This window comes from Rhodococcus sp. NJ-530 (genome assembly GCF_003860625.1).
Taxonomy (GTDB): domain Bacteria; phylum Actinomycetota; class Actinomycetes; order Mycobacteriales; family Mycobacteriaceae; genus Rhodococcus_F; species Rhodococcus_F qingshengii.
Window position 1 is genome coordinate 3276347 of record NZ_CP034152.1, and the last position, 17102, is coordinate 3293448.

A 17102-nucleotide genomic window follows, 5' to 3' on the forward strand; every position below is an offset into this window, starting at 1 on the left:
AGATGAGACCACTTCGATACTCGATCAACGTCACCCTCGACGGCTGCTGCCATCACGAGGCGGGGCTCCCACCCGACGAGGAGTCGATGCGCTACTGGACCGCTCAGATGGAACGAGCCGATGCCTTGCTGTTCGGCCGGGTGACCTACGAGATGATGGAGTCGGCGTGGCGGCGGCCCGCAACGGGCGCGTGGCCTGACTGGATGGACGAGTGGGAGATCCCGTTCGCCCAGGCCATGGACCGGGCGAAGAAGTACGTCGTGTCGAACACGCTGAGCGGGGTCGATTGGAATGCCGAACTCGTGCAAGGCGACTTGGGGCCAGTGATTCAACGGCTCAAGGAGCAGCCCGGCGAAGGCCTGTGGGTTGGCGGCGTAACACTCCCCCTGGCATTGGCAGACCTGGGACTGATCGACGAGTACGAGTTCGTTGTGCAACCGGTCCTCGCCGGACACGGACCGACGTTGCTCGCCGGTCTGCGCAAGCGCATCCAACTCGAACTCGTCGATCGCCACGAGTTCCAGTCGGGTGCAGTCGCCGTGCGATATCGGCCCACTCAAATACCGCCCCCGGGTCAGGTATCGGACGGGTAGTCGACGCATGGCTGGACATGCGCGGTTGAAAGACATGTCGTCGCCTCAGTTCGGACGCGAGAAGAGTTCCCAGTCTTGTTCGGTGTTCGGTATTGACCGGACACTCGGCACAGCATGAACATTAGCCACCGAAGTTCTCCGGACAACCCTCGACGAGATCGAAGCATCGAACTGGATCACGAACAAGTTCATTCCGCCCGGCGGACCGTAAGGACATATGTCGCCATCGAGCGCCTCAGCAAAAATGGCCAAGCTGGACGGCTACTAGCGAGCGAAGGATCGAAATCGCCACCATCGCGAGCGCCACAAAAATGATCATCTGAAAAGCTTTGGTCAAATTGATGCAGGATACGTTGACGCCACTACTTCGGGTCTTGCTGAGAAACGAAACCTGGTCGAGATCGTATCGGCGTCCGACACAGGCCGGACGCCGATACGTGTTCACGTCAGCTCACAGGAGCGCCACCGCTCCCGCCGAGGTGGCGGACGAAGAACCGAGCCGAACTGTCGCGCTCGTAGTCGGGCACCGGATAGTGCCTGCCCGAGTAGGCGTGCAGCGTCTTCTCCTTCGAGCCGAAGGCATCGAACAACGCTATCCCCGACGTGCGGTCGTAATCCTTGTCGTCCCAAGGGATCCGGTACTCGACCGGGACCGCGAGCTTTCGTGCCGCTTCGATGAGGGAGTCGTCCACAAAAACTCCCCCGAAGCTCACGGCAGCGATCCTGGATTCGACCGGGGCCAACATGAGCCCGGTCACGACCCCTAGCGACACGCCGCCAAAGCCGATCGGAGCGTCGGCGTTGACGTCGGGCAGCGTTTGCAGAGCGTCGATGGTCGCCTGCCATTCCGGCACTGCACGCTCCGCCAACGATCGATTGTACTCGACGACGATCGGGGCGATCGGCTCGTGGGCCGCCCTAGCCTGGTGGATCGCCTCGACCCACTGTTCGTCCTGTGTGTTCCGCGGGCGGTCGCCGTGTCCGGGCGCGTCGATCGCGGCGACTGTGAACCCGTGGGAGCTCACACTGTGGAGTGCGCTGGCAACCAGTCCTGGTGCCTTCTTGTGCATGCCGCCGGAGTGCCCGGACAGCAGAAGGGGTGATTCGACAGATCCGGACGCGGGTGACCAGAGCACACCGGTGATGTCGTCCAGAATGAAATGGCGTTCGACGACCCCGTTCAACGGCGTCTCGGAAGTGAATTCGATGGTCTGAGAATTGGATTGCATGGTGTTACCTCTCGGGATTGCCTACTCGAGGCGCTCCCGGCGACACCTACGTCAATCGCCGATCCGTGAACACGAGTGGGAGCACCCACATGGTTACAGCGTTCATGGGTCTCACCTCCTGGCGTGTTGTCACGGTCTCGCACAAGCTATCAACCCCAACCGAAGCTCGTCCAATCATTTTCCGGGCCACTGATCCGACAGACGGCCCTGCCAGTTCTACGATCGTGTGTAGTAGATTCCAAATAACAACCAACCGGTCGTTATGAGGAGTCTGATGTCGGTCGATCCAGTTCTCGCGCAGTACAGCGACTACGCCTTCGCGTCGTCTTTCGCGATTTACGTTCTCGCCCTGGTTCTTTCCGTCGTCGACTTCTCCAGCACACCCCTCTCTGCCACGGTGCGACCGGCACTCGCACATGCCGGAAGTGCATCGAATCCTGCATTGCCCGGCCGGATCGCATTGCTGCCGAATCGAACCCGCGCCCATCGTGCGGGTCGCGCTGCCATGTCTCTCATCGTCGTCGCCCTGGTCCTCAACGTCACCGCGCTTGCACTTCGCGGCATCTCGACGCACCGATGGCCTCTCGGAAACCTCTACGAGTACGCGCTTTTCCTCAGCGCGGCATTGGTGGCATGCTGGCTGGTCATTCTGCGGCGGTACCCGATTCGATCGTTGACCTTCTTCGTTCTGTCACCCACCGTGGTGCTTCTGTTCGTCGCCGCCGCAAGCATGTATGCCGAGGCAGCGCCGGTCGTACCCGCTCTTCGTTCGTACTGGATCGGCGTGCACGTCACGATCATCGTCGCCGCCTCCGGCATCCTTACGTTCGCAAGTTCGGTCAGCGCACTTTTCATGATTGCCGAGGTGGGCCCGCAGTCGAAGAAACGCGCGTTGCGTTGGATTGCGGCACGACTGCCGTCATCCGAATTGCTTGACCGCGTGGCCTACCGAACAACGGTCGTCGGGTTCCCGTTGTTCAGCATCGGGGTGATCTGCGGGGCGATCTGGGCGGAGGCCGCGTGGGACGTTTCTGGGGCTGGGACCCCAAGGAGACGGTCTCGTTCATCTCCTGGGTTCTCTATGCCGCGTACCTCCATGCGCGCGCTACCGCCGGGTTGAAGAACATGCGTGCGGCATGGATCAATGTTGCTGCGCTCGCCACCATGCTTTTCAACATGTTTGCGATCAACTACGTCGTGTCGGGATTGCATTCGTACGCTGGATTGAATTGACGCCTACAACGGGTCAGACCCGCGATCGGGCGACGCTCTGGCGGACGGCACGGATGTAGCGGCGCGTGACAAACGCCTGTACTCGACGTCCGATCGGAGCGCCGAGACGCACCCACCACGTTCCGGGCTTGGAGAACGCAACGATCTCGATACGAACCGCTTGGCTGGCCTCGTCGAACTGGACGACAAACAATTCCTCCCCGCATTCGGGTGGCCCGCGCGGGTTCCGTACGCGAAGCCCTTGCGATTGGGTTCGTCTACGACATAGACGATCCGAACGGGGATAGTTACCGGACCGAGTCCGAAGGTCGCATCCTGACCCGCCACGGCGGTCGGGGCTGCCGTCCGTACGGCCAGTCCGGCTCCGCGGTGCATTCCCCAATTCGCGACGGTTCGAGCGGCAACCTCGAAATCCTCCCGTCCGGATCCGACCGTCGCGCTCTCGTGAACGTGGTGATAGCCGGCGGGGAGAACGCCTGACGTTGCGCCCACCTCGAGGTACGTCAGCCCGCCCGGGCGGGACGCCATCATTGCTCGCGTCGGTGGCTGAGGATGTTGATCACGTGGCCGTCGGGGTCGGCAGCGAAGAACCTGCGGACACCCCACGGCTCCTCGGTGACGGGATAGACGATGGTGTCGCCGCGCTGCACCGCGGCCTCGTACGCCGCGTCGAGATCATCCACCTCGACGGAGACGTCCGGTACTACGGGCGCATGAGCGTCGTGCGTCATGACGCTGATCTGCAATGACGGATCCGTCGGCGAAGCCAACGTCACGATCCACCCGTGATCCATGACAACTTCGAGGCCCAGCACTTCGGTGTAGAAGCGCTGCGCGGCCTCGAGCGAGCTACTCGACAGATCCGAAACTATCCGCGTGACGGCCATGTCCCGCAGGCTACGCCGCCGCCGGAGTCCACCGCGACTTGACGAGGCGCTCGATATCACCGGAAAGTTCGTCGCTGACGATTCCCGGAAGCAGGATCTGCCACATCTCGTCGACACGATCCGGAAGATCCGAGCGTCGGGTGAGGACGTTCGAAACCAGCTGTACCCCCGTGAATGCCGAGGGCATGAACCTGCCGAACGATTCTGCGCTGACCGATTTTCGGATTTCACCTTCCGCCTGAGCTCTGGCGGTGAGATCGGTGATTGCCGAGATCCATTCGGCGTACGGTTCCACCGGCCCCTCGTACGTGCTCAGTTCCAGCGTGAGGCGAATGCCCGCGCGAACGATCGGCTCGTCGACAATCTGGCGTGCCATTTCGTGCGTGAGCATGATCATCTGTTCCAACGGGTCCTTTCCCGTCGCGGAAATCGCCTGCACCGACTCGATCGAGAGCCGATGCTGTTCGGCAATGATGAATTGCGCGAGCTCGTCCTTCGACGCGAAATGGAAATACAACGCGCCCTTGGTAGTACCGGCCCCCGAGACTATGTCGGCCATGCTGGTGCTGCCGTAACCAGTCTTCTCGAACTGCGCGGCCGCGCCGGCAACGATTTGCTGCCGAGTCAGCTCGGCGCGTGCTTGCTTGACCACTGAATCCCTCTCGTCCTCCAAAGGCCCCCGCCCAGCAAACCCCACGGTTCGCGCCACATTCCAGCTATACCCAAAAACTTCACAATTGCCCCACATTACCAGCGCTCCTTCCATTGCTTCAATTACGAATGCAACAAAGTCGCTGGTCAGACGTCCGATTTAGAGGGAATCTCCTCTCCCCAACGTGCTTTCGTCAACCCGCGCACGGTCCACCAACTCTCCGACGAGGAGCGTCAACTCCATCATCTGGTCGGTGATTTCCTCACGCAGCTGCGTTGCATCCGCCTCGGAAATCGCGCCGGACTTGGTATCGAAAGACATCAACAACTCGATATTGGTGCGAAGTGCAGTCAAAGGAGCCAGAAGGTCCTGGCCCGCTTCGGTGATCAGACTTCTCTGGCGTGCCCGCGATTCCGACAACGTCCCGAGCATCCGATTGAAACTGACTGTCAACGACGCCAACTCGTCGTCACCGGTCACCGGGATCGGCGCAAGATCATCCGTTTCGGCGACCCGCCGCGTCGCCGCAGTAAGTCGCGCAATCGGCCGTAATCCTGTGCGTGCCACAGCATCTCCGGCCGCGTAAGCTAGGGCGATTCCGGCCGCCCCGAGTGCCGCCAACACCACTGCCAGTCGCTTGAGTACCGAACGCGTCGGCCCCAGGGATTGCGCGACAACCAAAGTCTGGCCCGCAACCGAGGGCTCGACAAGAATTCGATACGCATCAACCGTCGCGATTGTCTGCGACGAATTGCCGTCTGCGATCGACCTGATGGCGTCTGCGCTCGTGCTGAACGGCGGCAGACCGGGAGTCGCCGTCACCAAGGCGCCGTCGGCAGTAAGAAGCCCCACCGCCTGGATGACCGCTGTATCCGCGCCGGCCGTCAATCCCAGAACCGGTGTGACACCGCCGAAATTGACGGTGTCGGTGATCGCGTCACTCGTGCGCTCGAGTTGTCGATCGACGTTGCCTTGCAAATACGCGTTGAACACTATGTACACCGCCGACGCCGACACGATCACCGCGATCGCCACCAGGCCTGCAGTCAGCAATTTCACGCGAGCATGGAGCGTCCGCACGTGAATTCCCGATGGTTTTCGACGGCTCATTCCGGGAACCGACACTCTCATGCGCGGTCCCGCAGTGCGGCGTCGAAAAATCCCAACATCCCTCCAGTATGGTCACGGAACCTTAGACGAACCTGAAGCGAACGCGATGTCGGCCTCACAGCGCCGTTCCACGACCGAAAGCCGTGAGCCAGTCCATCGCCTCGGCTTCGGTATCGAATGCCGGGACGGTCGCCGGGATCGGTGGTCGTTCGACGACGATCACCGGGATCGACAATTGCCTGGCTGCGGCGATCTTTGCGTACGTCTGCTCGCCGCCACTGTTCTTGGTGATCACGACGTCGATGCTGTGAGTTCGCATCAGATCGACTTCCGCTTCGATGTCGAATGGACCACGTGCGAGCAGCAATTGCGAGTGAGGCGGCAATGTCCCTGAAGGCGGATCGATCGAGCGCACGAGAAACGAGACGCTCTTCACGCGGTCGAACGCCGAAACTCCTTGCCTCCCGATCGTCAGAAAAGCGCGTGAGCCGACCGTCGGCACCAACTCTGCGGCGTGATCGAGATCGTGTGCCGGAAGCCAAGTGTCACCGAGTTGCTCGCGCCAGGGCGGGCGTCGGTACATGGCGTACGGCACGGAATTCGCAAGGCACGCTTCGAACGCATTCTGGGTGATGCGAGCGGCAAACGGATGCGTGGCGTCGAGCACTGCACGAATATCATTGGCCGACAACCACTCCGACAGCCCTTCGGCTCCCCCGAACCCGCCGATACGCACTTCCCCCTCCGGCCATCGAGGATCACGAACCCGGCCGGCCAGCGATGTGACAACCTCGAGGTCGGCTGAACCGGCCAAGCGAGAAGCGATCACTCGACCTTCGCCTGTGCCGCCGAGCAGGAGTACGCGGCGACGAGTACCTGTCGAGGTCAGTGTGTGCTTCTCTCGCGCGCTGCCGAGTAGAGGTAGCTGTCCGGAAACCCCTCCGCAGTCAACACTCGGCCGACGATCACGACGGCCGTCTTCGTGATGCCGGCCGCATGAACAAGTTCGACGATCGTCTTCAAAGTGCCTCGAACAACGATCTCCTCGGGCCGTGAGGCGAAGGCGACCACCGCGACCGGGCAGTCCTCGCCGTAATTGTCGGCCAACTCGGATGCGATCTGTTCGATGCGATGAGCGCCGAGGTGAATCACCATCGTCGCGCCGCTGCGGCCGAGGGACCGCAGATCCTCGCCCTCCGGCATCGCCGTCGACAAGGTGGAGACTCGGGTGAGAACAATGGTCTGCGAGACGCCTGGGACAGTCAGCTCGCGCCCCAGCGCGGCTGCAGCCGCGGTAAATGCAGGAACACCGGGAATCATGTCGAAATCGACTCCTGCGGCGTCCAGGCGACGAGCTTGCTCTGCCACTGCACTGAAGATCGACGGATCACCGGAATGCAAACGCGCGACGTCCAGCCCAGCGGAATCCGCTTCGACAAGAATCGCGGTGATCTCGTCCAGGCTCAGCCGAGCAGTGTCCACGACCTGAGCTCCGACCGGGCACCACTCGAGCAACTCCGCTGGAACAAGGCTGCCTGCGTACAAGCACACAGGGCTCGCAGCGATGATCCGTTGCGCGCGGACAGTGATCAAATCTGCCGCACCGGGACCCGCACCGATGAAATGAACGGTCATTGTGTGGATTCCTCCGGCGTATCTGTGTCTGCGCCTGCAGACGGCTGACGTTTTGTGACGGACCATTGGACCACCGGAAGTTGCGGTCGCCAAACGTTGAACGTTCCCAACGGCTCGGCGCGCTGCACCTGAAAGCGTCGAAGCGTCCCACCATGGCGACTCATCCAGCCGAGCAGCAACGATTCGGACTCGGCGGTCACGGCGTTCGCGACCAGACGACCACCCACGCTCAACTGCTCCCAGCACGCTTCGAGCATTCCCGGTTGCGTGACGCCGCCGCCGACGAACACCGCATCGGGACGTCGAGTTTCGTCCGCAAACGCCTCCGGCGCGGCCCCTTTCACGTTCAACGCGGGCACGCCGAGATTGAGTGCATTGGCACCGATCTGCGACACGCGGCTCGCCACCTTCTCGAATGTTGTTGCAGTGCAACGTGGGTGAGTTCGCATCCACTCGATGGCGACGGTTCCCGACCCACCGCCCACGTCCCAGAGGTGTTCTCCCGGCGCCGGGGCAAGCGCGCACAACGTCAACGCACGGATCTCCTGCTTCGTCATCTGACCGTCGCCGACAAAAGCAGCATCCGGTAGCCCCGGGATTCGAGTCAGCCGCAAGAGAGGATCGGCCGCGATGCACTCGACGGCCAGAACATTCAACGCGTCCACGTCCTCGTCCGCGTGATCCCACTCGTCTGCGACCATGACGGTCCGCGATTCCCCGGCCCCGCCCAGCTGGGCCAGCACGGTCACGATCGATCGACCGAAGCCCGCGCCGGACAACAGACGTGCCACCTCCCCCGGTGTCGAGCGCCCGTTGCTCAACACCAGCAGTCGCGCACCAGAAGTCACGGAAGCCAATACTGTCGCCGAGTCTCGGTTGACCAGGCTCACGACGTCGATCTCGGCCGATGCCCATCCCATTCGCGCGCTCGCCAACGCCACCGACGACGGGTGGGAGATCACTCGCACGTTGTCCGCGCCGAGCAGCCTGACCAATGTGACACCGAGACCGTGGAACATCGGGTCACCGCTGGCGAGCACGCATACTCTGCGGTCCGCGTTCTCGGCGAACATCGACGGCAACGCCGGAATCATCGGAGACGGCCAGGTCAGCCTGGTGGGCGCACGCCGTGCCCCGAGATGTGTCGCCGGGACCAAGTCCAATTGGCGCGGCGACCCCATCAGGACCTCCGCGCCCAGGATTGCGCCCTTTGCGCTCTCGGACAGCCCATCCCAGCCGTCGGCGCCGATGCCGACGATCACCACCGGGTGTGTGGTCATCGCGGCATCCGGCGCCAGATCGTCTGAGGCAGAAGCCGCATGACGAAGAACACCGGCTGCAGAACTCGCGGTACCCACACACGCGTCGCCCCGGAGTTCAGTCCCCGCACGACGGCGTCCGCGACCTGCGACGGAGTGCTCGACATCGGGGCAGGCGACATTCCCTCGGTCATCTTCCCGATGACGAACCCTGGCCGTACCAGCATCAACTGCACGCCCGAACCGTGCAGCGCGTCGCCCAGACCGCTGGCAAAACCCTCCAAGCCGGCCTTTGCGCTCCCGTAGACGTAGTTGGCGCGGCGAACCCGAACGCCGGCGACGGACGAGAACACCACGATCTTTCCGGTTCCCTGTCGGCGCATGATCTCCGCGAGGTGCGTGAGGATGCTGACCTGAGCCACGTAGTCGGTGTGCACCACCGCGACCGCATGCGCCGCGTCGGTTTCGGCACGCGCCTGATCGCCGAGAATCCCGAAGGCCAGCACTGCAATCGAAATCCGACCGTGCTCGGCGACTACGGCGCCCAGGAGGTCTCCGTGCGTGTCGACAGCGTCGGCGTCGAACTCGACGGTGGAGACTTCGACAGCGCCGGCGTTTTTGAGCATCTGCTCCTGCTCCGACAGCTCTCCGCTGCGTCTGGCAGCCAGAACGATGTTGCGGCCCGGCGCGAGCCTGACCCCGATCTCGAGGCCGATCTCACTTCGTCCGCCGAGGAGCAGTACCGTCTCGATGTCATTCACGTTCGCACCCGCAGTCACCGCTCCAGTGTCCTGGATTACCGTCGTGGCATGACGCTCACCCCCTCCACCACGCCATCGTCACAGCAGACTCTCACCGAAGACGGGCTGAAGTTCGTCGGTGAATACCACCTCGCGACACTCACGACGTTGCGTCCGAACGGCACCCCACACGTCGTTGCCGTCGGGTTCACCTGGGACCAGGAAGCCGGAAAGGCGCGCGTGATCACCAGCGGTGGCTCACAGAAGGCGATCAACGCAGCGCGTGGCGGATACGCCGCCGTCAGTTCGGTCGACGGTGGCCGCTGGCTCACGCTCGAGGGGCCGGCACGCGTGCTCACCGACGCGGACTCCGTGGCCGACGCCGTTCGGCGCTATGCCGAGCGGTACCGCCAGCCACGGGTCAATCCCGCGCGCGTGGTCATCGAAATCGACGTCACACGCATACTCGGGTCCGCTGCGTTCAAGAAAAGCTGATCAGGCGAGGACAGTCAGGCCGTGCGGACGGTTGTTGAACGACTCGCAACCGTCGGCGGTCACGACGACGATGTCCTCGATACGGGCACCCCAACTGCCGCGGAAGTAGATTCCCGGTTCGATGCTGAAGGCCATACCTTCGACGAGTTCGATGGTGTTGCCCTCGACGATGTACGGCTCCTCGTGCACGGACAGCCCGATACCGTGACCGGTGCGGTGAACGAATACCTCTGCAAGCCCTTGTGCGGCAAGCACTTCGCGGGCTGCAACGTCCACGGATTCTGCGGAGACTCCTGGCCGCACCGAATCGACCGCAGCCTGCTGCGCCGCCTCGAGTACCGCGAACTGTGCGGCAACCTCCGCGGACGGCTGCCCCATGCTGTACGTGCGAGTGGAGTCCGAGTTGTATCCGGGCTCGACCGGTCCGCCGATATCGATGACCACGATATCGCCCCTCTCGATCACCCGGTCCGAAACCTCGTGATGCGGATCGGCGCCGTGCGGGCCCGAACCGACAATCACGAACGCGGCCTCGGTATGCCCCTCTTCGAGAATCGCCGCCGAAATCGCTTCGCCTACTTCAGCTTCCGTACGTCCGACGACCAAGAACTCGGCCATGCGGGCGTGAACACGGTCGATGGCCGCACCGGCTCGCCGCAACGCCTCGATCTCGGCGCCGTCCTTGACCATCCGCAATTCGCGCAAGACGCCGGTGGCGAGAATCGGCAACGCGCCCAAGGTGTCTGCGAGCGGGATCAGGTGCAATGCAGGCATCGCATCCGTCACCGCAACCTTCGCGCTGGTCGGGAGTTGCGCCGCCACAATCGCATACGGGTCGACACCGTCGACCCAGTCGAGAACGGTCAACCCGAGATCGCCCACTGCCGATTCCTTCAGCGACGCCAACTCCAACCGAGGAAGTACGACGGACGCCTTCGCCGTGTCCGCGGCGATGACCAACGCGGTCAAGCGCTCGAACGAGTCAGCCCGAGAACCTGTCAGGTACCGAAGATCCGGACCTGGAGTCACCACCAGACCGTCGAGTCCTGCTGATCGAGCCAACTCGGCGGCACGAGCGATACGTGCGCCGTACACGGCGCTGGAGAATCGGGAATCCTGTTCGGCTGGAGACGTCATGGCTTACAGGTTAGTGCCGACTGGCAGGATGGTGACCATGAGTGGGCCATTGCTTCTCCTCGACGGTGCCAGCCTGTGGTTTCGTGCGTTCTACGCGCTGCCCGAGTCATTCGTCGATCCCGACGGAAGACCTGTCAACGCGGTGCGCGGATTCACCGACATGGTTGCTTCCCTGATCACCAAACACCAGCCGAGTCGTCTCGCGGTGTGCCTGGACTTGGACTGGCGACCGCAGTTCCGCGTCGACGCCGTTCCGACGTACAAAGCACATCGCGTCGAGGAAGGCTCTGACGGTGCGTCCGAAGAAGTTCCGGACACGTTGACGCCTCAGGTCGACATGATCATGGACGTGCTCGCTGCAGCGGGTATCGCGACGGCGGGTGCAGTCGGACTCGAAGCCGACGACGTACTGGGAACGCTTGCCGCCACCGAGCGCGAAGATCTCACCGTCGTCGTCAGTGGTGACCGAGACCTACTGCAGGTCGTCACAGACGAGTACGTGCCCGTCCGTGTCCTGTACGTGGGCCGTGGCCTGTCCAAGGCGGAACTCTTCGGACCGGTCGAGGTTGCGGAGAAATACGGAGTACCCGGTGACCGTGCGGGCGAGGCTTACGCCGAACTCGCGGTACTGCGCGGAGACGCCTCCGACGGTCTACCCGGCATCAAGGGTGTCGGTGAGAAGACTGCGTCGACACTGATGCTCCGTTACGGCTCGTTGGCCGGACTTCGGGCGGCCGCAGCTGATCCTGAATCGGATATGGCCAAGGGGATTCGCGCAAAACTGACCTCACCTGAGGCAATGGCTTACCTTGATGCTGCGTTGCCGGTCGTACGAGTGGTTCGCGACGCGGACGTTCAGTTCTCGAAGGACGACCGACTCCCGGCGACCCCCGTCGATCCCGCACGCCTCGAGGAAGTGGCGGCCTCGCTGAACATCGAGCGCTCGGCCGGCCGGCTTGCCGCCGCGCTCGAGGCTGCGGCGGCAGGCCGTTCAGACCAATAGGGCGTCAGCTCGGGCGGCTGACCTCGTACGTGCCGTTGTCGTCGACAAACGTCACGGTCACGTTCGACTTCACACCCGCGATCGAAAGCGTGCAGGTGAACTTGTTGCCTGACTTGACTTCCTGGTCCGCGGGGCACTGAACGTTGCTCACGTTCTTCGCCCCGTAGGACTCGGTGACGATCTTCTCGACGCCGGCCTGAGCCGCGCTCTGATCGAGTGTGTTCTTGCCGAAGACTCCGAACACCAGGGCCACCACGACAGCGGCAAGAACGACGAGAACGCCGATCGCACCGAAGATCAGGGGCTTCTTCGACTTACCCGACTGGTTTCCGGGCGCACCGGGACTCGGGAACGGCTGAGCCTGGTTCCACTGGTTCTGCTGTCCCGGAGTCTGCCCGGGGGCCGTGGCGCCCCACGCCTGCTGCGGTGCGGCAGCCGGAGGCTGACCCCACGCCTGGGTTGCGTCAGGTGACTGCTGTTGCCCGTGCTGACCCCACGGCTGTGCGGGAGGTTGTTGCTGGGGTTGTCCCCACGGCTGTTGCTGGCCGGGTTGTCCTTGTCCAGGCTGTTGCGGCTGACCGTACGCAGGCTGACCACCCGGCTGGCCGTAGGCAGGTTGTCCCCACGGCTGTTGCTGGCCGGGCTGCTGACCGGGCTGCGGTGTTTGACCAGGCTGACCCCACGGCTGTTGCTGGCCGGGCTGCTGACCAGGCTGCTGTTGTCCGCCCGGCTGCTGAGGATTCTGCCCCCACTGCTGCTCGTTCGGCTGCTGCTGATCACCAGGACCCCATTGCCGATTCGGATCGTTCGGTCCGTAAGGCCCGCTCATGTTCGCCTCCCACTCGAAATACCAGTCTGCGAATCAAACCACATAGTTGCGGTCATGCTGCGTCGACAGCAACTACCCCGCGACGAATTGCAGCTACCGCCCGCGCCGCAGTCTTCGCGACGTCGGCATCCGTCGAAGTCAGGCGGACCTGATCGAGGAGATCGATGACCTGACGACACCAACGTACAAAGTCACCCGCAGACAGCGCACGACCCTGCACTCCGGCCGCGATCAGTGCGTCGACAAGCGAGTTTTCGCTCGCCCAGTGATAAACGGCAGTGACGAATCCGAGATCCGGTTCCCGCGTCGGCGGCAGCTTGTGGCGAATCTCGTCCGACCGCAGTTCGCTCCACAATCGTTGAGTGTCGTTGAGGGCGTGACGAAGCGCCGCTGTCGGCACTCGATCCACGGTGTCCCCGTCCCGACGTGATTCGTAGACCACCGAGGACACGACGGCCGCCAACTCGGCCGGGCTGAGACCTGTCCACACCCCGGTCCGCAGGCATTCGGCGACCAGAAGGTCGCTTTCCGAGTAGATGCGGCTGAGTCGTCGTCCGGATTCGGTGACTTCGGGCGCTGCTTCGGCAGTCATGTACTCACGCTCTTTGAGTAGCGCAATGATGCGGTCGAACGTCCGCGCCAACGAGTTGGTGGTGGCCGCAGCCTTTTCCCTCATCGACTGCGTTTCCCTGGCCAGCCGGTTGTAGCGCTCACCGATCCGGCTCAGATGTTCACGATCGGGCCAGCTATGGCACGGATGCGAGCGAATAGCACGTCGCAAAGTAGCGACCTCGGCATCTTCGGATGCGCCCGCCTTGTGGCGCTTCTTTCGCCGGGGGGCACTGATCCCGGTACTACGCAACGCCGAGGCCAGATCGCGCCGGATCCGCGCGGTGTGGTGATCGACATGCTTGGGCAGTCGCATCTTTCCCAGAACGTCGGCTGCTTCCGGGAAATCACCCGAGGAGAGTCGGCCGGCCCACTGGTCGGCCGTCAGAACCAGCGGACGCGGGTCCTTCGGATCGTTGTCCGGGACGAGGACCACTGCCACCCCGGAATGACGACCGATGGGAATTGCGATCACGTCACCGCGGGCGAGTGCACGGAGGGACTCCACCGCATCTCCGCGTCGGTCTTCGCGGCCCTTACGTTCGAGCGCGCGCTCGCGCGCACTGAGCCGCTCACGCAACGATGCGTATTCGAAGTACTCACCGTCCGCACCGCCGAGTTTCTCCTGCAAACCCTTCAGTGCTTCTTCGTTCCGCTCGATGCCACGCACCAGGCCGACCACCGAGCGATCCGCTTGGAACTGCGCGAAGGAACGCTCGAGCAGCTTCCGTGAATCCGCCGCGCCCATGCGCTCGACGAGATTGATCGACATGTTGTACGAGGGGCGGAACGAACTGCGGAGCGGGAACGTCCGTGTCGACGCCAAGCCGGCGACATCCCTCGGCTCGACCCCGGGCTGCCACAGGACCACAGCGTGGCCTTCGACGTCGATGCCGCGTCGGCCGGCCCGACCCGTCAGCTGCGTGTACTCCCCCGGCGTCAGTTCGGCGTGCGATTCACCGTTGTACTTGACCAGACGTTCGAGCACCACCGTGCGTGCCGGCATGTTGATGCCGAGGGCCAGCGTCTCGGTCGCGAAGACCGCCCGCACGAGCCCCTTGACGAACAGTTCCTCGACTGTCTGGCGGAATGCCGGCAGCATGCCGGCATGGTGAGATGCCAGTCCGCGTCGTAGTGCCTTGCACCAGTCCCGATATCCGAGAACTTCGAGATCCTCTTCGGGTAGCTCCCCGGTGTGTTTCTCGATGATGGTGTCGATCTCGCGGACCTGCTCCGGCGAAGTGAGATCCAGTCTGGACCGCAGGCACTGTGCAAGAGCCGCATCACAACCGGCGCGGCTGAAGATGAAAGTGATAGCCGGGAGCAGTCCGGACTGATCGAGCTGAGCGATGACGTCAGGTCGTGGCAAGGGCCGGAAATCGTTGGAGCTCTGGTAGCTGCCGCGTCGTCCGCGGCCACGCGGCTGCCAGCTCTCGACGCGTTCGAGAGCCTGACGCTGCTTGACGTGGCGAACCAGATCCTGGTCGACGAGCACGGTCTTCGGCCCGGCAGCAGGATGACTACGACTGTCGAAGAGATCGAAGATTCGCCTACCGACCATGATGTGCTGCCACAGCGGGATCGGCCGAGTCTCGTCCACGACCACAGTGGTGTCGCCGCGGACGGTTTCCATCCAGGCACCGAATTCTTCGGCATTGCTCACGGTCGCCGACAAACTCACCAGGCGTACGTCCTCGGACAGGTGCAGGATCACTTCCTCCCACACCGCCCCACGGAACCGGTCGGCCAGGTAATGCACTTCGTCCATGACGACGTGCGAAAGCCCGCGCAGTGCCTCGGAGTTGGCGTAGAGCATGTTCCGCAGGACTTCGGTGGTCATGACGACCACCGGTGCGTCGGAGTTGATACTCGAATCACCCGTCAGCAGACCGACTTCGTCGGGGCCGTACCGCTCGACGAGTTCGGCGTACTTCTGATTGCTCAACGCTTTGATCGGCGTCGTGTAGAAACACTTGCGGCCCGCCGCCAGAGCCAGGTGGACAGCGAACTCGCCGACCACGGTCTTGCCTGCACCGGTCGGCGCGCAGACAAGGACGCCGTGGCCCGCTTCGAGCGCAACGCATGCCTTCACCTGGAATGGATCGAGTTCGAACTTCAGGCTGGACGCGAACGTGCTCAGTTCACTCTTGTTCATAACCACCTCGTCAGGGTTTCACACGCCGCCGACGTGGTGGCACGGCGCTCAGAGAGTGTCAGTGAAATCCTGGCCGGGCGCGTTGTCGCCGGCGGTGTCGGATTTCTCCGCGACCGGAGCCTTGGACTTGGACTTACGTCCGAACAATCCACTCGATTCGGCCTTGGGTTTGGTCGGATTGTCGAAAGCCTCGTTCAGATCGGACGGAGCCGAGATGGAGGAAGCTTCCTCGTCGGACAGTGCGCCCCAGTCTTCACCGGCGCGCTTGGCCTTACGTTTGTCGTTGAGGCGAGCGATCTGTACCGCGACCTCGAAGAGAAGCGTCAGAGCCAGCGCGAGCGCCAACATCGAGAACGGATCCGACCCTGGCGTGGCAACTGCAGCGAATACGAAGAGCCCGAAGATCAATCCTCGACGCCAGGCCTTCAAACGCTCGTACGTCAGAATGCCGGCAAAGTTCAACACGACGACGAGCAGTGGAATTTCGAAGCTGACGCCGAAGATGAGCAGCAGATTGATGATGAAGCCGAAGTACTCAGAACCACTGAGCGCGGTGATCTGGACGTTGTCACCGATGGTCAGGAGGAAGTGCAAAGCCTTCGCCACGACGAGGTACGCCAGGATTGCGCCGAGAATGAAGAGAGCGGCACCTGCGGTGACGAATCCGACCGCGTAGCGACGCTCTTTGGCGTAGAGGCCCGGGGTGATGAATGCCCACAATTGGTAAAGCCACACCGGGCAGGCAAGAACGATGCCGGCGGTGAGCGCCACTTTGAATCGCAGCATGAACTGCTCGAACGGCCCGGTCGCCAGCAATCGGCACGCGTCGTCGGTGCTGAGGTTGGCGCGACTCTCGGACGGAAGCTCGCAGTACGGTCCGCGAAGCAGATCGCCCAGACTTTCGAGACCGAGTATCGAGTGTGAATACCAGAAGAAGCCGAACGCCGTGGTGATGATCACGCCGAGGAATGCGAACAACAAACGAGTCCGCAATTCGTACAGGTGGTCGACCAACGACATGGTGCCGTCTGGGTTGACCTTCCGCTTGCGGTTACGCGGGTCTAACGGAATACGCACTGTGCATCCTGGTCTTGGTCAGCAGACAACCGGGGTGAACGAATATTTCACCCCGGCTAGAACGCAGTGTGTACTAGAGCGGCTTGACTTCGGTCGGCTGCGCAACAGGTGCTGCTGCACCGTTTGCGACCACCGCGGTGTTGGCCGTCGGCAACTGTGCCGGAGCAGGCTGTGCGACCGGCGCGCTTGCGGGCGCCGCATCGTCGTTCTGCATTTCCTTGACTTCGCTCTTGAAGATGCGGAGGGAACGACCCAGACCGCGTGCTGCATCGGGAAGCTTCTTCGACCCGAACAGAATTACGACGACAACAGCGACAATCAGCCAATGCATCGGCTGCATTGCACCCATAACGACCTCCCATGATCAGATTCCTCGATGCTACCGGACACAACCGGCGCTCGGAGGTGCCAAAGCACTTACTTCAGCTACCTTTTACCTGTTTGTTTCCTGCGAACTCA

Annotated in this window: 16 protein-coding genes and 2 pseudogenes; 4 read left to right on the top strand and 14 right to left on the bottom strand. The window is 62.8% G+C overall.

Annotated features, from left to right (window positions below):
* The first annotated feature begins 2 nt into the window (after positions 1–2).
* Positions 3–593: a dihydrofolate reductase family protein gene (locus EHW12_RS15310; protein ID WP_125051085.1), complete on the top strand. Its 591-nt coding sequence runs from the start codon at positions 3–5 to the stop codon at positions 591–593.
* 446 nt (positions 594–1039) lie between these two features.
* On the opposite strand, the gene EHW12_RS15315 is transcribed toward EHW12_RS15310, so the two are convergent.
* A complete protein-coding gene (locus tag EHW12_RS15315; RefSeq protein ID WP_125051087.1) occupies positions 1040–1822 on the bottom strand; it encodes an alpha/beta hydrolase in 783 nt (260 codons plus the stop codon).
* 274 nt (positions 1823–2096) lie between these two features.
* On the opposite strand from EHW12_RS15315, the pseudogene ccsB reads away from it, so the two are divergent.
* Positions 2097–3055 (top strand): annotated as a pseudogene (ccsB, locus tag EHW12_RS15320) (c-type cytochrome biogenesis protein CcsB).
* Positions 3056–3068: 13 nt separating this feature from the next.
* On the opposite strand, the pseudogene EHW12_RS15325 reads toward ccsB, so the two are convergent.
* The 8 genes and pseudogenes from EHW12_RS15325 to EHW12_RS15360 all read right to left on the bottom strand — a co-directional run bounded on the left by EHW12_RS15325 (position 3069) and on the right by EHW12_RS15360 (position 9377).
* Positions 3069–3583, bottom strand: a pseudogene (locus EHW12_RS15325) (DUF1990 domain-containing protein).
* A complete protein-coding gene (locus EHW12_RS15330; RefSeq protein WP_019748498.1) occupies positions 3583–3942 on the bottom strand; it encodes a VOC family protein in 360 nt (119 codons plus the stop codon). The pseudogene EHW12_RS15325 and the gene EHW12_RS15330 overlap by 1 nt, the downstream one beginning before the upstream one ends.
* A 10-nt stretch (positions 3943–3952) precedes the next feature.
* A complete protein-coding gene (locus EHW12_RS15335) occupies positions 3953–4594 on the bottom strand; it encodes a ScbR family autoregulator-binding transcription factor (RefSeq protein ID WP_019748499.1) in 642 nt (213 codons plus the stop codon).
* A 159-nt stretch (positions 4595–4753) separates the two neighbouring features.
* Positions 4754–5653 carry a HAMP domain-containing protein gene (locus EHW12_RS15340; RefSeq protein WP_225320034.1) on the bottom strand — a complete coding sequence of 300 codons (900 nt, stop codon included), beginning with the start codon at positions 5651–5653 and terminating at the stop codon, positions 4754–4756.
* A 166-nt stretch (positions 5654–5819) separates the two neighbouring features.
* The gene (locus tag EHW12_RS15345) at positions 5820–6593 is read right to left on the bottom strand and encodes a cobalt-precorrin-6A reductase (RefSeq protein ID WP_037126390.1); all 774 of its coding nucleotides are present in this window, start codon (positions 6591–6593) and stop codon (positions 5820–5822) included.
* Positions 6590–7339 carry a precorrin-4 C(11)-methyltransferase gene (gene cobM, locus EHW12_RS15350; RefSeq protein ID WP_003944967.1) on the bottom strand — a complete coding sequence of 250 codons (750 nt, stop codon included), beginning with the start codon at positions 7337–7339 and terminating at the stop codon, positions 6590–6592. Before cobM ends, EHW12_RS15345 begins: the two co-directional genes overlap by 4 nt.
* The gene (locus tag EHW12_RS15355; RefSeq protein ID WP_030536348.1) at positions 7336–8619 is read right to left on the bottom strand and encodes a bifunctional cobalt-precorrin-7 (C(5))-methyltransferase/cobalt-precorrin-6B (C(15))-methyltransferase; all 1284 of its coding nucleotides are present in this window, start codon (positions 8617–8619) and stop codon (positions 7336–7338) included. Before EHW12_RS15355 ends, cobM begins: the two co-directional genes overlap by 4 nt.
* Positions 8616–9377 carry an SDR family NAD(P)-dependent oxidoreductase gene (locus EHW12_RS15360; RefSeq protein WP_051720849.1) on the bottom strand — a complete coding sequence of 254 codons (762 nt, stop codon included), beginning with the start codon at positions 9375–9377 and terminating at the stop codon, positions 8616–8618. Before EHW12_RS15360 ends, EHW12_RS15355 begins: the two co-directional genes overlap by 4 nt.
* Before the next feature lie 30 nt (positions 9378–9407).
* Here EHW12_RS15360 and EHW12_RS15365 point away from each other — a divergent pair, with 30 nt between their 5' ends.
* Positions 9408–9833 carry a PPOX class F420-dependent oxidoreductase gene (locus EHW12_RS15365; RefSeq protein ID WP_007729859.1) on the top strand — a complete coding sequence of 142 codons (426 nt, stop codon included), beginning with the start codon at positions 9408–9410 and terminating at the stop codon, positions 9831–9833.
* On the opposite strand, the gene EHW12_RS15370 is transcribed toward EHW12_RS15365, so the two are convergent.
* The gene (locus EHW12_RS15370; RefSeq protein ID WP_125051089.1) at positions 9834–10970 is read right to left on the bottom strand and encodes a Xaa-Pro peptidase family protein; all 1137 of its coding nucleotides are present in this window, start codon (positions 10968–10970) and stop codon (positions 9834–9836) included.
* A 37-nt stretch (positions 10971–11007) separates the two neighbouring features.
* On the opposite strand from EHW12_RS15370, the gene EHW12_RS15375 reads away from it, so the two are divergent.
* Positions 11008–11973: a 5'-3' exonuclease gene (locus tag EHW12_RS15375; protein WP_003944862.1), complete on the top strand. Its 966-nt coding sequence runs from the start codon at positions 11008–11010 to the stop codon at positions 11971–11973.
* 4 nt (positions 11974–11977) lie between these two features.
* Here EHW12_RS15375 and EHW12_RS15380 read toward each other — a convergent pair whose 3' ends face one another.
* The 4 genes from EHW12_RS15380 to tatA all read right to left on the bottom strand — a co-directional run bounded on the left by EHW12_RS15380 (position 11978) and on the right by tatA (position 16992).
* Positions 11978–12802, bottom strand: a complete 825-nt coding sequence (locus EHW12_RS15380) for a DUF4333 domain-containing protein (protein WP_125051090.1) — start codon at positions 12800–12802, stop codon at positions 11978–11980.
* Between the two features lie 52 nt (positions 12803–12854).
* On the bottom strand, positions 12855–15566 hold the full coding sequence (locus tag EHW12_RS15385) for an RNA helicase (protein WP_125051092.1): 2712 nt from the start codon (positions 15564–15566) through the stop codon (positions 12855–12857).
* A 48-nt stretch (positions 15567–15614) separates the two neighbouring features.
* Positions 15615–16643: a twin-arginine translocase subunit TatC gene (gene tatC, locus EHW12_RS15390; protein WP_003945030.1), complete on the bottom strand. Its 1029-nt coding sequence runs from the start codon at positions 16641–16643 to the stop codon at positions 15615–15617.
* A 73-nt stretch (positions 16644–16716) separates the two neighbouring features.
* Positions 16717–16992, bottom strand: coding sequence for a Sec-independent protein translocase subunit TatA (tatA, locus tag EHW12_RS15395; protein WP_003944836.1), 276 nt, complete (start codon positions 16990–16992; stop codon positions 16717–16719).
* Positions 16993–17102 lie beyond the last annotated feature (110 nt).